At 63.0% G+C, this 22871-nt stretch carries 24 protein-coding genes and 1 pseudogene; 13 read left to right on the top strand and 12 right to left on the bottom strand.

Annotated elements, in window-relative coordinates; all coding sequences use genetic code 11:
- The 10 genes and pseudogenes from kleA to PHD22_RS10355 form a co-directional block, all read left to right on the top strand.
- A partial coding sequence (gene kleA, locus PHD22_RS10400; RefSeq protein ID WP_299866072.1) for a stable inheritance protein KleA occupies positions 1-404 on the top strand: 404 nt, incomplete at its 5' end.
- 66 nt (positions 405-470) lie between these two features.
- Positions 471-1307, top strand: a complete 837-nt coding sequence (locus PHD22_RS10395) for an N-6 DNA methylase (protein WP_299866069.1) — start codon at positions 471-473, stop codon at positions 1305-1307.
- 419 nt (positions 1308-1726) lie between these two features.
- Positions 1727-1999, top strand: coding sequence for a hypothetical protein (locus tag PHD22_RS10390; protein ID WP_299866067.1), 273 nt, complete (start codon positions 1727-1729; stop codon positions 1997-1999).
- A gap of 138 nt (positions 2000-2137) precedes the next feature.
- Entirely contained in the window at positions 2138-2995 is an 858-nt protein-coding gene (locus PHD22_RS10385; RefSeq protein ID WP_299866064.1) for an LPD29 domain-containing protein, read from the top strand.
- A 59-nt stretch (positions 2996-3054) separates the two neighbouring features.
- On the top strand, positions 3055-3378 hold the full coding sequence (locus PHD22_RS10380; RefSeq protein ID WP_299866061.1) for a hypothetical protein: 324 nt from the start codon (positions 3055-3057) through the stop codon (positions 3376-3378).
- A 189-nt stretch (positions 3379-3567) separates the two neighbouring features.
- Entirely contained in the window at positions 3568-4491 is a 924-nt protein-coding gene (locus tag PHD22_RS10375) for a DNA-binding protein (protein WP_299866058.1), read from the top strand.
- Positions 4492-4494: 3 nt separating this feature from the next.
- Complete coding sequence (locus tag PHD22_RS10370) at positions 4495-5013, top strand: thermonuclease family protein (RefSeq protein WP_299866055.1); 519 nt, start codon at positions 4495-4497, stop codon at positions 5011-5013.
- A complete protein-coding gene (locus PHD22_RS10365; protein WP_138860541.1) occupies positions 5013-5264 on the top strand; it encodes a hypothetical protein in 252 nt (83 codons plus the stop codon). The genes PHD22_RS10370 and PHD22_RS10365 overlap by 1 nt, the downstream gene beginning before the upstream one ends.
- 610 nt (positions 5265-5874) lie before the next feature.
- Positions 5875-6249: pseudogene (locus PHD22_RS10360) on the top strand (JAB domain-containing protein); the annotation flags it as partial.
- A 58-nt stretch (positions 6250-6307) separates the two neighbouring features.
- Entirely contained in the window at positions 6308-6514 is a 207-nt protein-coding gene (locus PHD22_RS10355; protein WP_299866049.1) for a hypothetical protein, read from the top strand.
- 425 nt (positions 6515-6939) lie between these two features.
- Here the strand turns inward: PHD22_RS10355 and PHD22_RS10350 are convergent, their stop codons facing one another.
- From PHD22_RS10350 to PHD22_RS10330, 5 genes are all read right to left on the bottom strand, one after another.
- The gene (locus PHD22_RS10350; RefSeq protein WP_299866046.1) at positions 6940-7533 is read right to left on the bottom strand and encodes a hypothetical protein; all 594 of its coding nucleotides are present in this window, start codon (positions 7531-7533) and stop codon (positions 6940-6942) included.
- A 228-nt stretch (positions 7534-7761) separates the two neighbouring features.
- A complete protein-coding gene (locus tag PHD22_RS10345) occupies positions 7762-8490 on the bottom strand; it encodes a SprT-like domain-containing protein (RefSeq protein ID WP_299866044.1) in 729 nt (242 codons plus the stop codon).
- A gap of 78 nt (positions 8491-8568) precedes the next feature.
- Positions 8569-8949, bottom strand: a complete 381-nt coding sequence (locus tag PHD22_RS10340; RefSeq protein ID WP_299866042.1) for a hypothetical protein — start codon at positions 8947-8949, stop codon at positions 8569-8571.
- A gap of 20 nt (positions 8950-8969) precedes the next feature.
- On the bottom strand, positions 8970-9680 hold the full coding sequence (gene stbB / locus PHD22_RS10335) for a StbB family protein (RefSeq protein WP_299866040.1): 711 nt from the start codon (positions 9678-9680) through the stop codon (positions 8970-8972).
- A 3-nt stretch (positions 9681-9683) separates the two neighbouring features.
- Positions 9684-10088: a hypothetical protein gene (locus PHD22_RS10330; RefSeq protein ID WP_299866037.1), complete on the bottom strand. Its 405-nt coding sequence runs from the start codon at positions 10086-10088 to the stop codon at positions 9684-9686.
- Positions 10089-10490: 402 nt separating this feature from the next.
- Here PHD22_RS10330 and PHD22_RS10325 point away from each other — a divergent pair, with 402 nt between their 5' ends.
- From PHD22_RS10325 to mobF, 3 genes are read left to right on the top strand one after another with little or no spacing between them, the layout of a single operon-like run.
- Positions 10491-10871, top strand: a complete 381-nt coding sequence (locus PHD22_RS10325) for a hypothetical protein (RefSeq protein WP_299866035.1) — start codon at positions 10491-10493, stop codon at positions 10869-10871.
- Positions 10858-12390, top strand: coding sequence for a type IV secretion system DNA-binding domain-containing protein (locus PHD22_RS10320; protein ID WP_299866032.1), 1533 nt, complete (start codon positions 10858-10860; stop codon positions 12388-12390). Before PHD22_RS10325 ends, PHD22_RS10320 begins: the two co-directional genes overlap by 14 nt.
- On the top strand, positions 12383-15313 hold the full coding sequence (mobF, locus tag PHD22_RS10315) for a MobF family relaxase (protein WP_299866029.1): 2931 nt from the start codon (positions 12383-12385) through the stop codon (positions 15311-15313). The genes PHD22_RS10320 and mobF overlap by 8 nt, the downstream gene beginning before the upstream one ends.
- Positions 15314-15506: 193 nt before the next feature.
- Here mobF and PHD22_RS10310 read toward each other — a convergent pair whose 3' ends face one another.
- From PHD22_RS10310 to PHD22_RS10280, 7 genes are all read right to left on the bottom strand, one after another.
- A complete protein-coding gene (locus PHD22_RS10310) occupies positions 15507-15710 on the bottom strand; it encodes a hypothetical protein (protein ID WP_299866026.1) in 204 nt (67 codons plus the stop codon).
- A 410-nt stretch (positions 15711-16120) separates the two neighbouring features.
- Entirely contained in the window at positions 16121-16585 is a 465-nt protein-coding gene (locus tag PHD22_RS10305; protein WP_299866024.1) for a copper uptake system-associated protein, read from the bottom strand.
- A gap of 35 nt (positions 16586-16620) precedes the next feature.
- Complete coding sequence (locus tag PHD22_RS10300) at positions 16621-18729, bottom strand: TonB-dependent receptor (RefSeq protein ID WP_299866022.1); 2109 nt, start codon at positions 18727-18729, stop codon at positions 16621-16623.
- A 229-nt stretch (positions 18730-18958) separates the two neighbouring features.
- Complete coding sequence (locus tag PHD22_RS10295; protein ID WP_299866019.1) at positions 18959-20422, bottom strand: PepSY domain-containing protein; 1464 nt, start codon at positions 20420-20422, stop codon at positions 18959-18961.
- 251 nt (positions 20423-20673) lie between these two features.
- Positions 20674-21213 (bottom strand): Crp/Fnr family transcriptional regulator, encoded by a 540-nt coding sequence (locus PHD22_RS10290; protein WP_299866015.1) that lies wholly within the window; start codon positions 21211-21213, stop codon positions 20674-20676.
- 202 nt (positions 21214-21415) lie between these two features.
- A complete protein-coding gene (locus tag PHD22_RS10285) occupies positions 21416-21886 on the bottom strand; it encodes a copper chaperone PCu(A)C (RefSeq protein WP_299866014.1) in 471 nt (156 codons plus the stop codon).
- A gap of 174 nt (positions 21887-22060) precedes the next feature.
- The gene (locus PHD22_RS10280) at positions 22061-22600 is read right to left on the bottom strand and encodes a DUF2946 domain-containing protein (protein ID WP_299866011.1); all 540 of its coding nucleotides are present in this window, start codon (positions 22598-22600) and stop codon (positions 22061-22063) included.
- Positions 22601-22871: the final 271 nt, after the last annotated feature.

The raw sequence follows: 22871 nt of genomic DNA, 5'->3' as shown, positions 1-22871 counted from the left end.
TATTGACTAAAACCCTGTTTTGTCCTATTATTGTCCTATCGGCATCGGGTGATGCCGAGGCCTCGGGAGCCGCGGCGGCAACCGCGCCCGGGGCGGTTCAAATGACAGAGCAGGAGGTTTTTATGGTCGATACCAACCAGTCCCCAACAGCGGTGCTGTTTCCCTATGTGCGCGCTGAGAAATCGGAACTCATGCGCTGGATCACCGCGCTGCCGGAGGTTGGCGGCCTGCTGCCGAAGAAGCGCGAGGCGATCATCGAGCTGGTCGCCGAAGCGGAACGTCTGGAGGCGGCAGCGCTCGAGCGGCGCGCCGAGGCTTACCGCGCCTCGCTGGAGTTGGAGGCCTCGGCCCGGGGTAACTGGTCCGCTGACGAGATCGAGCGGGCAAAGCAGAACACGCGCTAAGCACGTGTCCCGCGGTTGTGAAAACAGCCGTGGGTTTTGCCCTTCTCGACACCAGGACCGCGACACATGGCCACCGACACTTACAACGGGCTCGACCCGCATCAACGCGCCTTCATCAAACTGGTGAAGGAGAACGCCCACCGGCACCGCTGCTATGAAGTTTTCCGGGACTTCTGCGAGCTCGCCGCTCTTTCCTTCAGCAACGCCGTCGACCGGCAGCAGTTCGAGGCGCGCGAAGCGCGCTATCTGGAGATCGTCAAAGGGTACAGCGAGGACGAAGTGAACCGCTTTCCGGCGATGCTTGCCGAGTTGACGGCCTCGCTTACCGGTCACTTTCACGATGCGCTCGGAGAGATTTTCATGGCGCTCGATCTCGGGAGCCACTGGCACGGCCAGTATTTCACGCCCTACTCGGTCGCCTCGCTCATGGCTCGTATGACGATGCACGATGTAGGCGAGCGCATCGAGCGCGAGGGCTTCATTACCCTGTGCGAGCCGGCGGCCGGCGCTGGTGCGATGGTGATCGCCGCGGCTGAGGCAGTCACCGCCAGCGGGAACAACCACCAGCGGCAGATGCACGTTACCGCGGTCGACGTCGACCCTACGGCCGTGCATATGGCCTATATCCAGTTGTCGCTACTTCATATCCCGGCGATCGTGGTGCATGGCAACTCGCTGACCTTGAAGCAGTGGGGGTATTGGGTGACGCCCGCGCATGTCATGGGGTTTTGGGATCAACGGCTGCGCCGCCGCGATGAGGCAGCGCAGCGGCCCACATTTAGCGCCGCGCCCGATCCGGCGCCGGCGGGGTCAGAGTCCGTCGCCGATGCGGTCGCGGTAGTGCGGGCGGCCGTGCTCGAGCACCGCGGCCAGCTCGCAGAGCAGCTTGCGCTGTTCGGGTAAGACTTGGCGCCTTTGGCGCGAGGTGGAGGCGGCCTCTTCCCCCCCCCTTCCCCGCTGAGCGGGGAAGGGGGCCGAACGATCGCGTTCGATCCTCGGGAGCAGGGGTGGAGAACCTTCCCCCTGCCCCTCTCGGTGAGCGTGGGGTCGCTTCAACCAGGTCAAGGGTGCGGCTTCGCCCCTGCCCTCGCCCGTTCGGTGCTCGGGCCTGCGGCCCTGCGCTCCGCGTGCGGCCTGCGGTCAGGCCCTTGAGCTGGCTTCAGCTCGATTGTCTTCAAGGGTCAAAAACATATTGACCTCTATTGACTAAACCTCTGTTTTGTCCTATTATTGTCCTATCGGCATCGGGTGATGCCGAGGCCTCGGGAGCCGCGGCGGCAACCGCGCCCGGGGCGGTTCAAATGACAGAGCAGGAGGTTTTTATGGACGTCACTCACCTTTCCCTGGCCTCTTCGGCTGCTTCGCGCCCCGCCCGCATCCCCACCGGCCCCGGCCTGCGTGACCTGGCGCTGCGCTGGCTGCGTCCGGATGCCGGTGCTCCGCTGCGCGTGGTACGCCGCGGTCGCCTCGCCGAAAGCCGCCGTCGCTATGTCGAGATCGAGACGATGAGCGGGGGGCGGCGTATCGCCCTCTTCTTCTTCGTCTCGGCGGTGCGCCCGGGCGGCTGGTCCGTTGTTCCGGATGCAGCGCCCTAAATTCTATTGACCGCTATTGACTTGGTCCTAAAAACGTCCTATTATTGTCCTGTCGGTGTCGCACTTTACGCCGATCGCCTCGGGCAAGCGGCGGCAACCGCCCCCGAGGTGCTTCCAGACCTAGCAGGAGTTGATCAGATGACCATCAGTACCCAGACCCTCGTTATCGGAACCCGTGTTTATTGCGCGTTGCACTACTGCGGCGCCGGCATCGTGTATGCGATCCACGGTGAGCAGCGCCCCGATACCGTGCAGACCTTCATGGGAGGCGCTGGCGTGTCGGGCGGCTCGGCGCGTGTTGATGTCGTGTTCGCGAACGGTCACCAATCGCGCGCGCTGCCCGAATCCATCGTGCGCGGCATTCAGTGGCGGATTTTGGATGAGGTGGCGAGTGCCAGCGAGATTGCCGCAGCCCTGGCGCACGCGGTCTGCGTACAGGCGCAAAAGCGTGCGGTCGAGGATGAGGTCAAAGCTGTCCATGTTGCCGAGGTGGCGCGCCTGCAGGGGGCGCCGGAGTTCGCAAGTCTGACCCAAGGCGATGACCGCTATAGCGGCAAGCTCGCCGCGTCCAACATCCGAACGGAACTGCGCCGCGCCTTTCCCGGCGTGAAGTTCTCTGTTCGCAAGTCGAGCCACGGCGCGGTGAACGTGCGCTGGACCGACGGCCCGACCGCGACCGAGGTTCAGGAACTCGTCGGCAAGTATAAGCGCGGCCACTTCAACGGGATGGAGGACATCTACGAGGATGAGCGCTCGGCATGGTGCGAAGTCTTCGGCGGTGCCCAATACGTGTTCTGCGATCGCGACCAATCGGATGCGTTGATTGTCCAGGCGATCGAGCAGGTATGCACCGAGTACGCCGGCAATCTCAGCGGGATCGAACCCCCGACCGTCGAGGCCTTCCGCGCAGGGCGCCTCTCCTATGCCTACGTGCCAGGCCTGAATGACGACCTGCAGGCGCTGATCCGCAGCACTGCGGTCGAGCTCCGCGGCTGACGTTGCCGCTGGTGGGCCGACATTCGGCCCACTGTTCCCAACTTATCCGCGAGGCTGACATGAACAAAGGGAAGGAATTGCAGGAACTGGCGCGCTGCGAGCAGCACTTGCAGGGTGAATTGGGGCGCGAGCAGGCGCGGGGCCTGCCGGCATCAGCTCCAAGTCCGACGCGCGCGGCGCGCCGGCTCAATGACCACCACCTACGCACTTGGGCCGGCTTCTACGCGAGCAACGCCGCGGCTGGTAGAGGGCGCTACTTCGGCGCGCGTGTGCGCGCAGGAAAACTCGAGGTCACCCCCGATTTCGGCGAGACGTGGAAGACCGTCGAGGACCTGGCCAGCGCTGCTTTTCATGACCATAACGGGCGATCCATCCACTTGTAGGCGGGCAGGCCTGCCCGCCTGCCCTTCATTGTCCTCTTGCCTCACTCCCCTGGCGCAGATCCGCGAGCATCGGCGCATGCAGTTCGAGCTCGCCCGCCGGCGGGTGACGTCTACCTACGATCATTTGTATTGTTTTTGTATGTTGTATGTTGTATCGTACAACATACAACATACAAACGGAGCCCGAGCATGGCAATTACGAAGCAGGACATCCTGGCTGTAGCCGACGCCCTCGACGCCGAGGGCGTCAAGCCCACCCTGGCCGCAGTGCGGAAGAAGCTCGGCGGAGGTAGCTTTTCTACGATCTCCGAAGCCATGAAAGAGTGGAAGGCGGATCACGCTAGCGCCGCCGCCCCGCTTCGCGAGCCGGCGCCGCCAGCCGTGGTTGAACGTTCGGCCGACTTGGCTGCTGAGTTGTGGGCGGCATGCATGGAGCTGGCCAATGCACGGCTTGCTGGTGAACGGGAGGCCTTGGAGGTGGCTCGCGAAGAAATGGAGGCTTCTCAGCGCGAGGCTGCTGAGCTGGCCGACCAGATGGCGGGCGACATAGAGGCGCTTCAGGCACAGGTGAGCAGCCTGCAGGTGCGCGCTGAGTCGGCTGAGTCTGAAATTGACGACATGCGCGCTGAGCTTGCCGCCGCACTTGAGCGTGCGGGGCGTGCTGAGGCGAGGGCTGCCGAGATCGAGAAGCGCGCCGACGATGCTAAGACGGAGCTCGGGCGCATGCATGAGCTACTGAGCGAGGAACGCAAACAACATGCTGCCGAGTTGGAGCGTCAGGCCGTCGCCCTGCAGGCGGCACAGGAGGCAGCGCGTGCCCAAGGCGAAGAGATCGCCGCGCTGCGCGCGCAGGTGGTCTCGGTTCATAGCGAGCGCGACCAGGCTCGCGCAGAGGCCTCAGGCCTGCGCACCGAGCTGGCCACCCTCACGGCTCGGGCTGCTGCTGAGAGCGAACAGCACCAGGAACAGCGCAAGCGTGCGGCCGAAGAGGCCCACCGCTGCGCTGAAAAACTTACCAAGGCCACGGCTGATCGGGACGAGGCGCGCACCGAGGCGGCGCACTTGCGCGGCCAGCTCGAGGCGCTGGCCGGGCGAAAGAAGGAAGGGGGGTAATTCGTGAGCGGAGCGCTTCGTTATGCCCTTGCCCTTCTCGCGGCCATCGCGATCGGTGGGGCGCCGGCTGTCGCGCGAGCTGCACTACTCGCACCGGCAACCGCCGATGTGGTGCTTGTCACGCGCATCGTGCGGGTGAGTGACGGCGACACGGTGCATGCCATGATCAACGGCCGGGCCGTGCGCGTGCGACTGTCGGCGATCGACGCGCCCGAGGCAGGCCAGGCCTTCGGCGAGAAGGCGCGTCGGGCGCTAGCCGACATGGTGACGGGGCGTGATGTCGAGCTGCATCGAGTCGGCGTCGACGTCCACCAGCGCCCTTTGGTCGTGCTGTCGGTGGAAGGAGTCAGTGTGAATGCTGAACTGGTGCGCTTGGGGTGGGCGTGGGTCTTTCGCCAGTACAGCAGCGACGTCGAGCTAATCGCGCTTGAAGATGTGGCGCGGCGCAACCGTTGGGGGCTATGGGGCGATCCACATCCAATTCCGCCGTGGGAGTTCCGGCGGAACGCTCGCGGTCGCTGATGATGCTGATCGATGCCCTCGAATGGGCTGGCTCCCTTTTGGGGTTGCTCGGCGCTTTCCTGCTTGCCACCCATACGCGGGTTTCCCGGTATGGGTGGCTGGCCTTCCTTGCTGCGAACCTGGCGATGATCGGCTTCGCAATCGGGATTGGCCGCTATGGCCTTTTGCTACAGCAGACGGGCTTTATGTTCACCAGCTTGCTCGGGATCTACCGCGCCGGGTTCTTGCGGGTGGAGAGGAGCAAACCCTGATGGGCCATTCCCGGCCTGTGGCCGGGAACCGGGTGCTGCCATGGTTTCGCTTACGCTCATCCCTTGCGCTTCGCTCCAGGGACCGCTGCGCGGCCCCTCTGCCCCCTTGTCCTTGCACCGTCCCGGCGCCCGGCCGATGGCCGGCATTCCGAGTTCGCCTGTGGCGAACTGAGGGCGGGCCAAGGCCCGCCGCCGGGGGGTAGTGGGTGAAAACGCGTCACTGCCGCCTCCACGCTTCCTTTCGTTGCCACTGCCCTTCGGGTCGCCTTTACCGCTGCAACCGTAGCCGGGCGCGGTCGGCCGTCAAGGCAACCCCCTTCGGGGGCGCGCTTCGCGCGACCTTGACGTCCGCCCTTGTGCGCCCGACTCCGGAAGCAGCAAGGCGACCCGAAGGGCAGAAACCACGACGAAAGGAGTCTCAACTATGGCAGCAGCGACCATCACCCACTACCCCCCGGCCGAGGCTGCGGCCCCTTCGGCCGCCTCCCGCAAGGCTCACCGCCAGGCAGGGGTGCAGCTTGAGTTCGCGTTGAAGGTGGTGATGACCGATGACGAAATTCTCGAGCGCGCACGCGAAATCCTCGTTGCGCGGATGCGTGAAGAGACGTGGATATTCGATTCGCCGAACCGGGTGCGTGAGTACCTGAAAATGCAATTTGCCGAGCTGCAGCATGAGGTTTTCGGGGTGCTTTGGCTCGATGCGCGCCATGCATTCATCAGGGACGAGCAGATGTTTCGCGGCACGCTGACGCAGACGAGCGTCTACCCGCGCGAAGTCGTGAAATCGGCGCTTCTGACGAACGCCGCCGCGTGCGTCGTCTATCACAACCACCCGAGCGGCGCGGCCGAGCCGAGCACGGCCGACGAATTGCTGACCCGAACGCTAAAGGATGCGCTGGCCCTCGTCGACGTGCGGGTGCTCGATCACCTGATCGTCGCCGGCGCTGGCACTCCTACGAGCTTTGCCGAGCGCGGCCTGCTCTGACCGGCGCGGGCCGGGCGCTCCCGCGCCCGGCCTTGTCCTCCCCGACCGGAGATCCTCGATGTATCACCGCTTCGCCATTCATCGCCCGAGTGGCGGTTTCTTCGATTACGTGTGGGCCGACTCGATCCGCCAAGCAAAAGCCGAGATCCGCCGGCGCTATCCGCACACACGCTATGCGCTGCTCGATCAAACCGCGTGCCCGGGTCTTGTTGCCCGTGGCCCGTCTTATCTGACGCCGGAATTTTGGGAGAAGCGGAGCGGATGAGGCCCCGCAAGTCGGCCCGGCCTTGCGGCCGGGGAGCGACTTCGCTGCGGTGCTGGCCGTGGCCAGGCGCTTGTTGCCCCCGCTATCGCGGGCGCGCGCCCTCGGGCACGGCTGCGCCCTGCCCGCCACGACCAGCACCTACGCTGCGCGCTTTGCTTGCCTCTTGGGGTCGGCTTCGCCCACCCCGCCGCGCTCCGCTTGGCATCCCCAGTGTGGGGCCGGCAGCTTTCGCTCCCGGCTCGCGCAGCCCGACCGCCCGTGGATTATCCGCCGCGTTGCCCACCGCCCCGCCGCTACGCGGCGCCTGATGGAAAACTGGCCTAATGCGATGCGTAGGCTCGCTGGCCGGTTTCCCACAGGTAAAAGGCCGTGGACAAACGTTCCCGGTTGCGGCGTTTTGGAGGTGCGGCCAAGGCTAAAGAACTCTAGTTGCCCTTTGCGACACGTATCGTAAGTGGCATGACTGCTTCAACACCCGTTCCTGTACGTACAACCTTTCCCGTTGCCCCTTGGATAGTTGCAGCCCACAAGAGGGCATCTGTATTGTTAGCGCGGCACTCGAACAAACCAAATGCCCCATTTCTTGAGGCTTTTGCAGCACCATAGCCTGGTGCCTGGGATAGACGCATGCTGTCAAACGAGAGTTGTGCGTTTCCAGCGCTTCTTGGATCACTAAAGCTTTCCGGTGCAACCTCGCTCCAACTGGACTGATGCCCTGGGATCCGTCCGAGGTTTCCATTGTTGTTCGCACAGTATGCAGAGAGCAACTCACGAGGTTTTTCTAGCTCTGATCTTGAATAATAATCAAAGCTGGCTTGAATTTGCACTGAAATAACTTCGTTTGCTTGCTGCAAATAGTGACGGGCAAGAAAGCGCCCTAAGCTCAGATTGGAAATAGGCTTTATTGTTTCCTGAAGCATACTAAAGCGCTCTTCAGGGGTACGGGTTGCACATCCGGCCAATAGCGTGCAAGTAAGCGCCACGGCAACATAAACAACCTTCTTCATTTGGCTGGCCATCTGTATGACTCCAGAGTTTTTTTATCAAGGGCTACGTAGCCACTTGGATTATGCCATGAAGCTTGATGCGCCTTGATGGCGCAGCTTGGGAGGGTGTCCCTGAAGTGCGATCTTGGTCGTTGTCTAGGGTTGCAGCTTTCAGAATGCGTACGGGTACGTATTCATTATCCCAGGCGTTGTGATCTGGTTCCGCTGCGGCTGCGTTTGGCGGGGCTGACGGGCGACCCGTCATTCGATGGCCTCGAGTTCAGCCGCCGCGCACTTCTCGCCACCACACAGCAGGCGGAGACCAGGTTTGGCCCAAGCTTGGGCCCCGCACCTAGGGCAGCGATACTTCAGCCGGTTCGACCGATTAACCGGGGCCGGTGGCGGTGGCGTCACGAGCGCCCCCCATGTTGGCGTCGCCAGCGCCGGGCCGGTCGCGTCTTCCTGTCCGCTCGCCTCGGTAGGAGTCGCCGTTGGGCAGTACGGGGGGAAGCGGTCGCACCATGACAACGTGAAGGGGAGGGTCAGCAGTTGCGCGCAGGCGCGCGCGAACGGGCCGCCGTCGATGATGTAGTGCGTCATCTGCTCGCCTACCTTCCGGCCACCGGGTTGCCCAGTATTCGAAGGCATCAATCCGATCGCCTCCATCCGCTGTGCCCATTCCTTGTTGTGGTAGCCCCGCCGGCCTGGCTTGCCTCGGTGATACTGCCATTGGTGCACCATTTCATGGGCCAGCGTGGAGAGCGTCGCCGAGATCGGACGCACGCCGAAATAGGCCGGGTTCATCGCGATCTCGTCGGTGTACTCGCCGCTTTGGTGCACGAAGCGCTGGGATGAGAAATAGCCGTATGTGCGCCGTTCGCGCTGCAGAGTGATGAGGCAGGGTGGCAAGGTGCTGCCGAACAGCGTCAGGTTGAAGTGGCTGAAGGCGTCCTGCAGCTCAGCATAGACTTCGCGGGTTGGCTCGGTCATAGTTCGTTCTCTTGTTATGGATTGCGCAATCCACATTCAAAGTACAAGAAACGGCGCCGCGAGGGCGCCGTCGAGTGCTTAGAGCAGGGCGCTTGAGAGCGCCCAGCCGGCTAGGGCGCCCCCGATGATGCCACCTGCCAAACCTACGGCGAGGGCGAGGGTCGCGAAGCGGCGGGCAGATCGGTGTACGACCGTAGCCGCAGCGGTTGCTTCTTGCGTCACCTTTTCGACGCGCGCCAGCAGTCGGTCGCCGGCGTGATCGAGCTCGGCTTTGAGCTTGGCCGCCGCTGCGGCTGTCACTTGGTGGATCTGTTCGGCTGAGCGCTCTCCGGCCCGGCCCGCGTGCTCTGACGCTTCGGTGAGTCGCTCGGAAACCGCCTCGATGCGGCCGACCAGCTCTGAAACTTCGCCCAGCACTTCTTGATAGATGATGTCGAGCTTCGTGCGCGGATCGGCCATCGCTGTTCCCCTGGCGTAGCTTAGGCGAAGAGCGCCGCAAACACGCCGTCGAGCTGTCGATTCACCCCGCGTGCGAGGCCCTTGATCGCGTGCATGTCCGCATAGTGCGCAGCCTTCTTTTTGTCAGCGTCTTTGTCGAGCCCCTTGAGCAGCGCCTTGTAGTCTGTTTCATCCTGTACGACAGCCGCGATCGTGGTTTTTTTCGCCGAGAGCAGGTTGAACACTTCGTTCTCATAGATCGCTGCGTCTGGGTTCGCGATGCAGGTCTTGGCGGTTTTCGCGTAACCCAGGATCGGCGCGAACTCGTCAGCTACGTCGGTATCGACGCGATTGAAGACGACGCGGATCTTGTTCGGTGCGACTCCGACCCCGGCCAGCGCCTGAATCGTCTTGAGGGTTTCTTTCTGCTCCTTACCCCCACTCGTGACGGGCACCACGAAGTAATCGAACTCTAGGTGCGATTCCTCGAACTTGATCATGCGATCGATGAACTCTTCCACATTGGAGGCGCCCACATCGACGATTGCGTTATCTGACATCAGCAGCTCCTTGTAGAGCTTGCCGAACTTATCGCCCTTCATCTTTTCGATGTCTAGCCCAAGGTCGCCCGCCGTTTCGTTTATCGTTTCTACCGCGTAAATACGTGCCTCCCCCATTCTGGGCGCGAGCAAGTGCGCAGCGATGGTCGTTTTACCTACAGTTCCGCAGTAATTGATCACAGCTACTTTCATCGTTTACTCCTTGTTCTTGGCAGCCTCTGCCAACTGTTCAAGATCGAAATCCACTTCCCGCGCTTTTGCCAGCTCACCCTTGTTACTGATCGGGCGGACTGTCGGAATTTCCGGCTTGCCGACCGGGTTTGTCGCAGTCGTGGTTCTGGTAGTGGCGCCCTGCTTCTCTACGGGTGCCGATGCTGCTGCATCGCCCTTCGTCTTCTTGCGGTAGCGATACAGATACTTTCGGAATGTCTCGAGCTTCACGTCTAGGCCGTGCTGGTTCAGCGTCTCTACGATCTCTTCATGACCGACGCCCTCCCTAACTCGGCGGTCGATGTCGGGCATCAACTGTCGCAACTTCGCAGCCAGTGTCTTGCCCGGCAAACTCAAGATCGCGGTCTTGAGGTCTTCCGGCTGGGTCACGTTTTACTCCTTTTCTGCTTGTTTGTCCTACAGAGGTCCGAAGGTTGCCCGCTTTCTGTCCTAACTGTCAATGATTTCGTCCTTTTTTTGTCCTATGGTTGTCCGTCTTGTGTCCTGTATCTATCCATGACTGTAGTTCGATGACCTTTCGGTCATCGGGAAGGGCTGGACACTCTTGCCCGTGGTCCTTAAAGGGTGGGGTGCTAACTGGGATTTCTGGTCCTTAACCCTTAAAGTAGGGGCATACACCATACGCACCTTGTCGGTGCGCGCAATCCGTTGTAAAACAACGTCTTGCAAACTCGAAAGAATATTGTTCGTAGTCGCAAGCAACTACGAACAAGCCTACAAGCCTTGTATTTGATAAGATTTAGACACTACAACGGCACTACAGAGGATGAAATGGCACTAGGTGCGCCTGTACAGCTCCGGTTGGAGCCCGAAAAGCAGCTCATCTACGAGGCCGAGGCCGCTGCGCGCGGGCTGCCCCTCGTGGGCTACCTACGGCAGCGCTTGGAAGAGCGCGACATGCTGCACAGCGAGTTGATCACGCTGCAGAACCAGGTGGTCGGGCTGCGTCAGTTGGTCGAGCGGCTGGTCGGCCGCCAGGGTGACGCGTCGGCGCGACCGCCCGCGTCGGCGCCCGATGCGATGCTTACTGAGCTTGTTCTACTGCTCAGAAACTTGAGCAAGCCGGCAAATATGCAGGTTGTTCATAGCGAAATGAGACGCCTTGGAATTCCGATTTGGAACGGAGAAAGCGGAGGGCATGATGACGCCTGAAGATCGACGTAAGTTGGGGCTTTTGATCTTCATTCTACTTCCTGTGCTTTTCTGGTTTGAGGTGGTGCGAAGAACAGAAGTCTTGCCGCCTAAGAAGGGACCGGCGCTATGGGAGCTCATGAAGCAGACCCCGGATAAACCCATCCTTATCATGGCGCTCGTCGGTGGAATAGTTGTGGCGATTCTGCTGATCTGGCTCATGAACGAACTTGGGAAGTCGGACTTCGGAGGCGCCCCTTTTAAGCGGTTTCTACGGGGCACGAAGCTGGTAAGCAAGGACAAGTTGAAGCGGATGACACGGGAGAAGAAGGTCGAGCAGGTTACGGTCGGCGGCATCCCAATCCCCACGAAGGTCGAGAATCTTCATATCGCCATTCAGGGTTCTACGGGTGGCGGGAAGTCGGTTGCGATCCGAGAGCTCCTTTTCTCCGCGCTGCTACGCGGTGATCGCGTAATCGTGGTGGACCCCAATGGGGATCTGTACTCGAAGTTCGGGCGGGACGGCGATGTCGTGCTCAACCCCTACGATGCGCGAACCCAGGGCTGGAGCTTCTTCAACGAGATCCGCAACGACTATGACTTCAAGCGGTACGCGCTTTCGGTGGTGCAGCGAGGCAAGACGCACGACGAGGAAGAGTGGCGAGGGTATGGTCGCCTGCTGCTGACCGAAACCGCCCGTAAACTCACCCTCATGGGCAAGCCGTCGGTGCAGGACTTGTTTCGCTGGACCACGATCGCAGCCCCGAAGGATCTCAAGCTGTTCCTTGAGGGCACGCTTGCGGAGTCGCTGTTTGTGGGAGCAGAGAAGGCTCTGGCGAGCGCGCGGTTCGTGTTGTCCACGACTCTTCCCGAGCACGTCACCATGCCGCCCGGAGATTTCTCCCTTCGCCGCTGGCTGGAAGATCCGAAGGGGGGGAACCTGTACATCACCTGGCGCGAGGATATGGTCGAGGCGCTGCGACCGCTCGTTTCTGCCTGGGTAGACGTACTCTGCACCTCGATACTTTCGCTTCCCGAGGATCGGAACCGCCGCCTTTGGGCGTTCCTTGACGAGTTGCCGAGCCTGGAAAAATTGCCCAGCTTGATTGACGCCGCTACGAAGGGCCGCAAGATGGGGTTACGCCTGGTGACCGCTTTCCAGTCGACCGCCCAGCTCGACGATATCTATGGGAAGGACGAGGCGCAGATCCTGCGTAGCTGCTTCCGGTCGCTCGTGGTGCTCGGCGGTGCCAAGACAGACCCGAAAACATGCGAGGACATGAGCCAAGCGCTTGGAGAGCATGAGGTCGAGCGCGACAAGTACAGCCGCAATAGCAGCTCGAAGGGCTCGAGTACCAATCGTTCGCCCGAGCGTAACCGCGAGCGGGTGGTGATGCCGTCTGAGATCGCCTCGCTTCCCGAGCTGACTGGCTATGTGGCTCTCGCCGGCAGTTTCCCGATTTCGCGTATCAAGCTTGAGTGGGTGGACTTTACCAACCGCTTGCCAGCCTTCGAGGAACGGAGGTTCGGCCATGCTTAGCCACAAGGTGCTGACGCGCCAAGATGTCGGCGACGCAGCCGGGTACTACGAGGACGGCGCCGATGACTACTACGCGCAGGAAGGCGAGGCCTCGGCGTGGCAAGGTAAGGGGGCGGAATCGCTAGGGCTGAATGGCGCTGTCGACTCCAAGCGCTTCCGTGAATTGCTTTCCGGTGAGGTGCAGCCGGGTGTGGCGATTACGCGCGATGGCACCCGCAAGGATAGCAAAAGCCGATTGGGCATCGATCTCACCTTCTCAGCACCTAAATCGGTGTCTTTGCAGGCCTTGGTAGGTGGTGATGCGCAGATCATCAAGGCCCACGATCGGGCCGTGGCGCGTGCGCTCGAGATTGCGGAAGAGCGCGCACAAGCGCGAAAGAAGATCGATGGTCGCAGCCAGGTCGAGACGACCGGCAATCTGGTGGTCGCCAAGTTCCGCCACGAGACGAGCCGCGAACAGGACCCGCAGCTCCATACGCATGCTGTCGTGATGAACTTGACGCAGCGCGCAGACGGGCAATGGCGAGCCCTCAAGAACGATGAGCTCGTGAAAATGAACAAGTACCTCGGGGCGGTCTACCGCGCCGAGTTGGCAACCGAGCTGCAGCGGCTGGGGTACAACATCCGGCACGATCGTGATGGCCTGTTTGAGCTGGCTCACATCGACCGTAAGCAGCTCGAAGGCTTTAGCCAGCGGGGCGCGCAGATCGAGGCGCGGCTGTCGGCCGCTGGGCTCGATCGGGATACAGCTACGCCCGGTCAGAAGCAGCAGGCCACGATGCAAAGTCGAGCGCGGAAGGTTTCGGTGGAGCGTGAGTCTCTGCATGCAGAATGGCGCGGTCGAGCCAAAGAGTTGCGCATCGACTTCGACCGCCGAGGCTGGGCCGGGCAGGGTGCGAAGGGTGAGGGGGGGCGCACTGTCGCCCGAGAGATGGCGCCGGAGTCCTTCCCTGCTGCCTTGGCCGCCCGTAACGCTGTGCGCTACGCGGTTGATCACCTTACCGAACGTCAGTCGGTGATGTCCGAGCGGGTATTGCTCGATACGGCGATGAAGCAAGCGGTGGGTGCGGCGAAGCTCAACCACATTCAGGCCGAGATCCGGCAGCAAGTAGAGAAGGGCTATCTCATCCAGGAGGCGCCGAAGTACCGGCCAGCCGATCAGATTGGCCAGGGAGAGGGGCAAACCCGAGCAGCATGGGTGGCCGAGTTGGTCGCTAAGGGGCAGGACAAGCGAGCCGCGGGCGAGCGGGTGGATAGCGCGATCGCACGAGGCGGGCTTGTGCCAGTCGAGCCGCGCTACACGACGCAGACCGCGCGCGAGCGCGAGAAGCTGATCATGCAGATCGAGCGCGACGGGCGAGAGAAGCTGCCTGCGATCATGACGCGAGAGGCTGTCGCCGATCGCCTGGCCGGCGCCTCTCTCAACGCTGGTCAGCGTTCGGCGGTTGAGCTGATTTTGACGACGCAGAATCGGGTGGTCGCGGTGCAGGGTTTCGCCGGCACCGGTAAGAGCCACATGCTGAACGAGGCTAAAGCCGAGATCGAAGGGGCGGGCTACCAGGTGCGTGCCCTCGCGCCGTACGGTAGCCAGGTGAAGGCACTGCGCGAGTTGGGGGTCGAGTCCAATACGCTCGCCTCGTTCCTAAAGGCAAAGGACAAGGCCATCGGCGCGAAAACGGTCCTCGTGGTCGACGAGGCTGGTGTGGTGCCTGCTCGTCTCATGCAGCAGGTTCTGCAGGTGGCCGAGAAGGCCGGCGCGCGTGTTGTGCTGGTGGGTGACACGGCGCAGACGAAGGCCGTTGAGGCGGGGCGCCCGTTCGATCAACTCCAGGTCGCAGGCATGGCTACGGCGCGCATGGATGAGATTCAGCGCCAGAAAGATCCAGTGTTGAAGGAGGCTGTAGAGCTGGCAGCCAAGGGGGCGACTACGGCCTCGCTCGATCGCATCAAGAGCATCAACCAGATCGAGAATGACCAGGAGCGGCGGGCGGCCGTTGCAAAGGATTTCATCCAGCTCCCGGCAGGCGAACGTGATCGCACTCTGATCGTTTCAGGCACGAACGAAGCCAGGCGGGAGATCAATCGCATGGTGCGCGAAGACCTAGGGACGGCGGGGAAGGGCGTGGAGTTCGATACCCTCATCCGACGTGATACGACCCAAGCCGAGCGTCGGTTCTCGAAAAATTACCGGGTAGGCGACATCATTCAGCCAGAGAAGGACTTTCCCCGGAGCGGGCTCAAGCGCGGCGAGCTCTATAAGGTCGAGGACACCGGCCCGGGAAACCGCCTCACAGTGCGCGCAGAGAGTGGTGTGAGCATCACCTTCAGCCCGATGACCCATCGGCAGCTCTCGGTCTATCAGCCTGAGCGGGCCGAGCTCGCCCGTGGCGACGTGGTGCGGATCACCCGTAACGACGCGCAGCTCGATGTGGCCAACGGCGATCGGTTCAAGGTGGCTGACGTGGCAGCCGGCAAGCTGACGTTGAGCGACGGGAAGCGTACCGTCGAGCTTAAGGCCGACAAACCGCTTCACCTTGACCATGCTTACGCGACCACGGTGCATAGCGCCCAGGGCCTCACCTCGGATCGCGTGCTGATCGACGCGCACAGCAAGAGCCTGACAACGGCAAAGGATGTCTATTACGTGGCGATCTCACGCGCTCGGCATGAGGCGCGGATCTACACGGACAACGTAAAGGAGCTACCGGCAGCGATCGCGCGCGAGAGCGTGAAGCTAGCGGCGCTCGACATCGAGAGGGGCACAGCTCAACGGCGTGGCCGGGCTGAAACGGGCAAGGCTGAGGCAGGGAAGGGCGAGGCTGAGAAGGGTAGGCGCCATGAGCCTGCACCGCACTCTAAGACCATGCCGCGTGTGCGCGAGGATCACTCCCGTGATTGGGCCGCCGGTGGTCGCTCGCGATGAGCTTGGCCGGTGTTGCGCACTTGGCTTGCTGAAGTGCCGCTCAGGTTTGCGCTGGCCGTAGTGCTCAACAGTGTGCCTGAGCCGGCCAGTCGAATGCTGTTGCAGCCGTTGTGGCCGGTGCCGGCGGATCTCGATCGGTAAGATGTAAATAAAAAGCCCCTGAGGTTTAAGGGGCTTTTTGCTAACTTTCAACTTAGAGCTTCGTCCAGTCGAGATCTATGTCGGAGCCAAGCGGCTTGGGGCTAATCCGCTCCGGTGGTTCCCACCCGGCAACATCCCGGAAAGCAGCGCCTTCGGAGCGGTGCTGATAGTTTTTGAAAAACAATCTCAACAGCCAAATCAGCGCGAGCATTGCAAGGACTACTACGGCGAAGAGGACAACAATTGTCGTCTCCATGATGCCCTCCTGATCTTTTCTGAGCGCGAGGTGCGCTCCAGCGGTTTCAACTTATCACCTTTGTCATAGGAGGTGAAGAATAAAGCCCGCGCTGCGGGCTCTTGATGCTGCTGTACTTCGTACTGTGACACTCGGTCGCTGTCAGGGTTGGAGCTTGGCGCTTGCTACGGCATGTAGCCGGCGCGAGCGAGTAGATCGGAGGGGTTCGAGGTGTTAGTGCCTTCGTCGAAGATCATGGAGTGTCGTGTGCGAGTTGCGGGGTCAGATCCTTCATTTGCTCATACGTCACTGACTGGATTCGACCCACACCCGCCGGTCGGGTCGCAAGAGGTTCAGCGGCAGGTATCAAAGTCAAGCTGTCCTTGGTGCCCTTGATTGGCGCCGCCCCCCGCGTTTCAACGTGACCCCTGCTAGTGCGGAGGTACGGATGCGGGCGGATGAGTTTCTCCCCGGTCCACCCTCATCCATCCGTCGAAGGACGAGAACTTCGCACGCTGCTGCACCGTGAAGGGTGCTTCCGCCTCGACGACACCGCGCGCAAGCGCGCCGGCCTCTGCGGCCGGCACGTCGGCATCGATCAAAACCTTCGGATCCTTCAGGCCGTCACCGCTGCAAGCCGCGATCCGCCAAGTGCCGTGATGGCGGCCAAGTAGCGCCCGACCGCCGCGTTCGCCCTGGATCCAGCCGGCTATCGCGTGGTCGCCTACGACCACTACCGGCTCGACCTGCAGTCGCGACGCGGCCTTGGCGAAGGTCGATGTCAGCAGTTGGCGGATCGTCACCTGGTCGGGCGAATCGCCAGCGCATGTGCCGGTCGATGCCAGCCAAGCAATCATGCCGAGCAGCGCTGCGGTTCTGCGTGTTTGGACAGCCATCGCCAGAGTTCTCCTATCGATCGAACGGTGCTCGCTCAGAACTGGAATCTCGCACCGACGTACAGCGAACGCGGTTCGCCGGGGTACAGCACGGCGGCGTCCGGCGCGGCGACATCGACCACCCGGGTGTAGGCAATGTGGTCCTTGTCGGTGAGGTTGCGAAGTTCGCCGAACACCTCCCAACTCTTGCGGGTGAGGCCGGCGCGCAGGCCCCACAGGGTGTAGGCGTCGAGCTTGTAGCTGTTGTTGAAGTCGACGTAGCGCCGGCCAACCATATCCAGGGTCGGCCCGGCAAAGAATCCGCTCGCCGAACGGTAGAGCAGTTCGCCCTTGAGGGCATAACTCGGAGCCGCGGGAAGGTCGTTGTCGCCATAGACCCGATCATCGACGAACTTGAAGCGGTTCACCATCAGGCTCACCAGTGGTTCGATGCGGTGGCTGCCGCTGGCATCCAGCGGGAGACTCGCTGCAACCAGGGCTTCGATGCCCGCGTGGACGGTCTTGTCCACGTTGGTCGACAGGCTAGTGCCCGGGGCCGCCGGATCATCGACCGACAGGATTTCGTCGCGCAGCCGCGCGTAGTAGGCGGCCAGATCCCAGCGCCAGCGCACCTTGCCGACCGTCCGGGTGCCCCGGGTACCGATCTCGAAAACGGTGCCGTGCATGGCATCGAGCGTCTGGTTGTTGCCGCGCACGTCGTCTTCGAGTTCAAAGTTGGTGGGCGCTTCGTATAGGCGGCTGAGGTTGGCGAACAGTTCGACATCGGGCACCGGCTGGTGGATAAGGCCCACGCGCGGGTTGATGCTGTTGTAGTCGGCCTTGGGGTTGCGCACCGTGTTGCTCGAGACGGTCGTCGTGCGCACGTCGCGGCTGGCGTCCACCGCTTGGGCGCCATACACGACGGTCCAACGCGGTGCGATCTTCCAGCGATCCATCAGGAACAGTTCGAGGCCGTCGGCGTCGTTGTCGACGCGCTGCGTGAGGCCGTTGCGGTGGCCGCCGTCGTTGCGATAGTTGCCGCCATTGACCTTGGTTTGGCCATAGTTCAGGCCGGCCAGAAGGTCATGATCGGCAACGCGCAGGTCGTAGCGCAGCGACGTGCCCAGATTGCGTTGCTTGGTGTTGATGAGGAGGCTGAACACTTCGACCGGTGACAGCGGGCCTGGGCCGTCGAAATCAACCATCACCTTGTCGACGATGGGATGGAAGAGCCGCTGCTCTTCGTAGGAGATGCCGGCCGTTAGCCGGCTGTCCGGGTTGATCTCCCAGGTCGTCTTGTTGGCGACGCGCCAGGTTTCGACATTGACCTGGTAATTGCCGGAGACCGCCGCGGCCTCGGCCTGGTCGGGGTCGTCGCGCCATTGCGCCCGGGTGAGCACGCCCGGCAGTTCTTCTTTGTTGTTGACGTAGGTGGCATAGAAGCGCGTGCGCACCGCATCGCTCAATTGCAAGCCGGCATTGGCATACAACCCTTCACGCTCCTGCTGGCTGTGGTCGCGATAACCGTCCCAGCGTTTCGTCTCGACGGTGACCAGGCCATCGACGGGGCCGCTCACGCCGCCGGCGCTGAACCGCCCTTGCAACTGGCCATGGCTGCCACCGCTCACGAACGCGTCCCTCGGTGCCGTATCGCGGGCGGTGGGCGTAATGAAGTCGATGGCGCCACCCAACGTACTGGCGCCGTAGGTAAGGGCGTTCGCGCCGCGCGCCACGACGGCGTAGCGGGCGGCCAACGGATCGACGACCCGGTTGTGGTTGTTGCCGTCGGCAGTCGTCACCGGCAGGCCGTCCTGCAGCAGCTTGATGCCGTTCATGTCGTAGTTGGTGGCATCCAGGTTGGAGCCGCGGATGGAGAAGAACATGGCGTCCGCTCCCGACAGGCTGGCGGCCCACACCCCTGGAACGTAGCGCAAGGAGTCGGCGAGGCTGGAAATGTTGCGCTGGTAAAGCTCGTCACTGTCCACCAAGGTCACGCCGCCGGGCGTGAGTGCCTGCTCGGCGCGCAACTCCTGCTTGAGTTCCTGGGATGCCGTCGGTGCGGTGATCGTTACAGCGGGCAGCTCGGGTTCCGGGGTTTGGGCCACGGCTACGGCAGCCGGGACGAGTTGAAAGGTGGCAATCAATGCGACGGGGTATCGAGTCATTATTGTTGGCTCCGGGATTTGGCGGCTGAGCCGCGGTGTCGGTTAGGGGTTCGAGTTTTGGGCAGCGGCGCGCAGGGGATGCGCGCACGGCTGTGCACCGGATGGCCAGCAGCGGGACACCGGAGGCGCGTGCGACTGGGGCATGGCCCCCACACCGCCGATCGCAGTCTGGGGCAAGCGATTCTTCATGTGATTTCGCCAAGGCAATCAAGGGGTTCCTGAAGTGGGCCTAAAGGCCAAAGCGCTCGTGCCAGCGTGAGGGCACGGCGGTGTCGACGAGCAGCGCGAGCAGCATCGACGCGCCAAGCAAGGGGTAAATGAGTCCGAGCAACACGGCCGCGGCAATAGCGCTCCAAGCGGCCCGATCGCCCGCCCGCCGGGGTGGCGCGGCCAGACGGCCCCGCGGGCGGCGCTTCCACCACATCACCGCGGCGGATACGGCCAGGGCGACGATGGCAAGGCAGCCCGCCAGCATCACTAGTTGGTTGCCCCACCCAAACTGGCGCCCGGTGTGCAGGTTGACGCCCCACTCGGTTAGGCGCCCGGCAACGCCGTACTGGGGATAGCCCACGTCGGCGATTACCGCTCCGGAATAGCGGTCGAGGTGGACGACGCGCTGTGCCCTCGCGTCATCAGGAAAGAGCATCGCGGTATACGCGCCGCGCGGGCCATCGGGAAGACTCACCGGCGTCCCCGCCGGCAAACCCAGCCGTGCGTAGATGCGCTGGGCTTCGTTGAGCCCGATCGCCGGCGCGGTTACCTCCGCCTCCGCAGTCTCGGCCGGGGGCGTCACGGTCGCGTGATCGGCATGGGGCGCCGACAACGGCAGCCGTGCCTGGGTGAGCGCCCAGGGCACCTCGCCCAGGCTCGCCAGTGGCAGCGACGACTGCGGCGCCGGGCCGAAGAGGTATCGCGGCAGGCCGACGCCCCATTCGTTGGTGAGCCGGCCGAATTGCGCGCCCCAGAACGCTGACCATGGCATGCCGGTGACGGCCAGGAAGAGGATTGCGGCAGCGGCGGCAATGCCGGTAACGGCGTGCAGGTCGCGCCACCAGGTCCGTTGCGCGGGCCGGCCGCGCAGGCTGCAGACACCGCCGGATTGGCCGCGCGGCCACCACAGGAAGGTGCCCGAGACAACCAGCACGATCGCCCAGCCGGCCACCACTTCGATCCAATGGTTGGCCACCGTGCCGGCGATTGCCAGCGAGTGGACTTGCTTGATGACTTCCATCAACTTGAGGTCATCGCGCAGACGGCCGAGCACCTGCCCGCTGGCGGGGTCGAGATACACAGAAATCGCGCCCTCGGCGGTGCGGATTCCCACCTCGGCGCTGTGGCCGGCCTGTGGCGGCGCGACGAACCGGACCACCTTGCCGGGCTCGGCCTCGCGCGCCCTGGCCACCAGCGATTCGGCGTCCAGCGCGGACGCCTGCGTCGGCGGAACAAACAGGAGCCGGGAATAGACGAGGGACTCGATCGGTACCTTGTACAGGTACAGGGCACCGGTCAGCGCCATCGTCGCGAGGAATGGCAGGCAGATCAGACCGGCGTAGAAGTGCCAGCGCCAGACCCGGCGATACAGCGCGGATTCCGTTGTGGATGCGCGGGTCGCCGGAAAAGCTGAAGGGTTCCCGTCGCCCCCGTCGGGATCGGAGGAAAGGACTCCGGCTTTCCGGTCGCAACGGCCCGCCAAGTGTGGCGCGCTGCCCGACGGCCATCGTCCCCTAGCATCCACGGTGCGCTCCAAATTTAGAAGGGCGCGCAAGTTCGGGTGGGGTCGCCGCAGGCGACGTGTCAGGCTGCGGCAGGATGGCGGGCAGGACATTGCCCCCCGCAAACGCGGCGACGTGTCGTGGAGGCCGACAAGCCGGTGAAGTTTGGGCAAGCGCTAGGTCGAGTCTTTGCATGGTGATTTTTTCTTAGGTGGACGGATCGAATCCGGAATCAGGCGACGCCCTGCCCAGCGGTGGGGCACAGCAAGACCACGTCGCGCTTGAGGCGATCGATCTCGCCTTGCTGCCGCAGCTTCGCCATGGCGCGGCTGATCGTTTCCATGGTCAGGCAGGTGATTTCAGCGGTGTCGCGCAATGCCGGGAGGCTTACCGTTGCGCCGGCAAGGTGCTTGGCCGGCGAAGCCAGCAAACGGAGAAGGCGCCGGACCCTGTCGATCGAAGAGCCGTGGCGCAGCGCCAGGGTTTCGGCCGTGCGCTGTTCCGTGCGCAGCAGGGTCTTGAGCAAGCTTTCCGAGGCCGGCGTTTCACAGCCCTCCGGCCAGGGTGCCAGGATGCACGGCACCAGCGCGTAGGCCGCGAAACTGTAGCGGGCGAACATCAGTGTTTCCGCGCCGATGATGTCGCCTGGAATGGCGAGTCCGCCGAAGCCGTTTCCCGAGGCGTTAGGGCAGTCCAGCCGGACGGTGCCCGACACGATGCGCCAGGCGTGCCCCTCCTCCGCGACGCGATAAATCCATTCACTGCGGGACACGCACTTTTGGCTTGGACGGCCGGAATCCGTGGGACGTGCGTCGGGGGGCATCGCAGGCCCTGCAATGGGGGTTGTCATGAGTCACTTTCCTAAAATCTGTTGCGCCGAGAGTTCGCGCACGGGTGATGGGGCGCCCCGGGCATTTCCGGTATGAGCGCGGCCATGGCCCGCCGAGGGGTGGCCGTCACCACACGCACTGTGCTCAGTGCATGGAGTGGGTCTTATCGTCCCTGCCGGTTCCAGCCTGGGTAAGGGGGCGCACGGGCGCGTTGATCGCCTGGGTGTGCTTCGTGCCGTCGGGGTCCTCAAGGAGGAGGGTCAGAGGCACGCTATCGCCTTCCCTCACCTGCGCCTTCAGGCCCATGAGCATGATGTGGTAGCCCCCGGGCTGAAGTGCGACCTGCTTGCCCGCGGGCAAGTCGATCCCCGCCACCGGCGACATCTTCATGACCTTGTCGTCAAGCTTTATTTCGTGGAGTTCGACGGTGTCAGCGACGGGTGAGCGGGCACCCACCAAGCGTACTGAACGATCGGCGGTGAGTTGAATGAAGGCGCCGGTAGCCTTTTGCGCAGGCACCGTCGCCCGGACCCAGGGGTCGGTAACGGCAACATCGGCAAAGGCGGTCGCGGCCATCAGCAGCGCGGCGAGCGAAGCCAGAAAATGCTTCTTCATGGAAATGTCTTTCCTCTGCAACAAGGGGCAACGCCGAACGGCGCCATGTCACACGCAGCAGCCACGCGGGGCCGCCGGAGTGCGAGCGGTTCAGGCAATGGTCACAAGACCAGACGGTGCGGGACAGGGTCGTGTCGGCACGGCCTTGTCACGCGCAACGCGACCCGAAGCGGGTCAGATGTGCAGAGGTGGGGCCCTGGGCTGGGCCGACGACCAGACGAAAAGCGGTCGCGGTGAGACCAGGAAAAGCGTCGGGACTTGGTCGGAAGCGAGCGGCAAGGCCGGCAGAGACGCTTCTGCGGAGGGAATGCAAGCGTGACCGGCATGGCCACAGCACAGCGGGCAGTGCCCAGCGCCAGCGGTCGAGGGATTGGGCGCCTTTTTCTGGCTTTCGGACCCTGGTTGATCGGGCGCCCCTGAGTCGCGGTCGCTCAGGCTCGACGGAATCAAGCGCGTCCCGGACGCGGTGCAGACTTCCACCCAGGCTTGGCCGTCAGCACTTGTTGCCATCATGGCGCGGCTGATTGTTGGCATGCATGCCCCTGCCAGCATGAGAAATGCTGTCAGCCATGCGGAGAAGCGGTTGCGGAAACGTTGCACCGGTAAAGAAACGACCCAGTCGAACGAGGGAGCGGGCAGGATTGTATCCAACAAATGGCGGCAGTGTTCGATGAATTTCTTCACTCCGATCGAATGGACACCTGATTTGCCCATGAGCCGTAGTTCCTCGCCCAGGACACGATCTGTCGACGAGCGCACCGGCGATTCGGCAGATTGGTGCCAGGACACCGACCGGCAGGTTTCAGACCAGATGAGCCCTTTGATCGGCAGATTTTGAACTCACTTGTAAGTCCGCTCCTGGCCGTAGTGAGCCATTCGCCTCTAGGTCGAGATCCGTACGTCGCCTTCAGCCTCGCAGCTTTGATACAGCAGCTCGGACTCGGCCGCGGCCACCTGTCCATCGTTCCATTCCTGTACCGCCGGC

The organism is Zoogloea sp. (assembly GCF_028693495.1).
Classification (GTDB): Bacteria; Pseudomonadota; Gammaproteobacteria; order Burkholderiales; family Rhodocyclaceae; genus Zoogloea.
This window is presented reverse-complemented; position numbering and strand designations above follow the sequence as displayed.

Coding starts and splice junctions, on each gene's coding strand:
- PHD22_RS10395 (WP_299866069.1), top strand. CDS start 471: ATGGCCACCGACACTTACAACGGGCTCGACCCGCATCAACGCGCCTTC.
- PHD22_RS10390 (WP_299866067.1), top strand. CDS start 1,727: ATGGACGTCACTCACCTTTCCCTGGCCTCTTCGGCTGCTTCGCGCCCC.
- PHD22_RS10385 (WP_299866064.1), top strand. CDS start 2,138: ATGACCATCAGTACCCAGACCCTCGTTATCGGAACCCGTGTTTATTGC.
- PHD22_RS10380 (WP_299866061.1), top strand. CDS start 3,055: ATGAACAAAGGGAAGGAATTGCAGGAACTGGCGCGCTGCGAGCAGCAC.
- PHD22_RS10375 (WP_299866058.1), top strand. CDS start 3,568: ATGGCAATTACGAAGCAGGACATCCTGGCTGTAGCCGACGCCCTCGAC.
- PHD22_RS10365 (WP_138860541.1), top strand. CDS start 5,013: ATGATGCTGATCGATGCCCTCGAATGGGCTGGCTCCCTTTTGGGGTTG.
- PHD22_RS10355 (WP_299866049.1), top strand. CDS start 6,308: ATGTATCACCGCTTCGCCATTCATCGCCCGAGTGGCGGTTTCTTCGAT.
- PHD22_RS10350 (WP_299866046.1), bottom strand. CDS start 7,533: ATGGCCAGCCAAATGAAGAAGGTTGTTTATGTTGCCGTGGCGCTTACT.
- PHD22_RS10345 (WP_299866044.1), bottom strand. CDS start 8,490: ATGACCGAGCCAACCCGCGAAGTCTATGCTGAGCTGCAGGACGCCTTC.
- PHD22_RS10340 (WP_299866042.1), bottom strand. CDS start 8,949: ATGGCCGATCCGCGCACGAAGCTCGACATCATCTATCAAGAAGTGCTG.
- stbB (WP_299866040.1), bottom strand. CDS start 9,680: ATGAAAGTAGCTGTGATCAATTACTGCGGAACTGTAGGTAAAACGACC.
- PHD22_RS10325 (WP_299866035.1), top strand. CDS start 10,491: ATGGCACTAGGTGCGCCTGTACAGCTCCGGTTGGAGCCCGAAAAGCAG.
- PHD22_RS10320 (WP_299866032.1), top strand. CDS start 10,858: ATGATGACGCCTGAAGATCGACGTAAGTTGGGGCTTTTGATCTTCATT.
- mobF (WP_299866029.1), top strand. CDS start 12,383: ATGCTTAGCCACAAGGTGCTGACGCGCCAAGATGTCGGCGACGCAGCC.
- PHD22_RS10310 (WP_299866026.1), bottom strand. CDS start 15,710: ATGGAGACGACAATTGTTGTCCTCTTCGCCGTAGTAGTCCTTGCAATG.
- PHD22_RS10305 (WP_299866024.1), bottom strand. CDS start 16,585: ATGGCTGTCCAAACACGCAGAACCGCAGCGCTGCTCGGCATGATTGCT.
- PHD22_RS10300 (WP_299866022.1), bottom strand. CDS start 18,729: ATGACTCGATACCCCGTCGCATTGATTGCCACCTTTCAACTCGTCCCG.
- PHD22_RS10285 (WP_299866014.1), bottom strand. CDS start 21,886: ATGAAGAAGCATTTTCTGGCTTCGCTCGCCGCGCTGCTGATGGCCGCG.
- PHD22_RS10280 (WP_299866011.1), bottom strand. CDS start 22,600: ATGGGCAAATCAGGTGTCCATTCGATCGGAGTGAAGAAATTCATCGAA.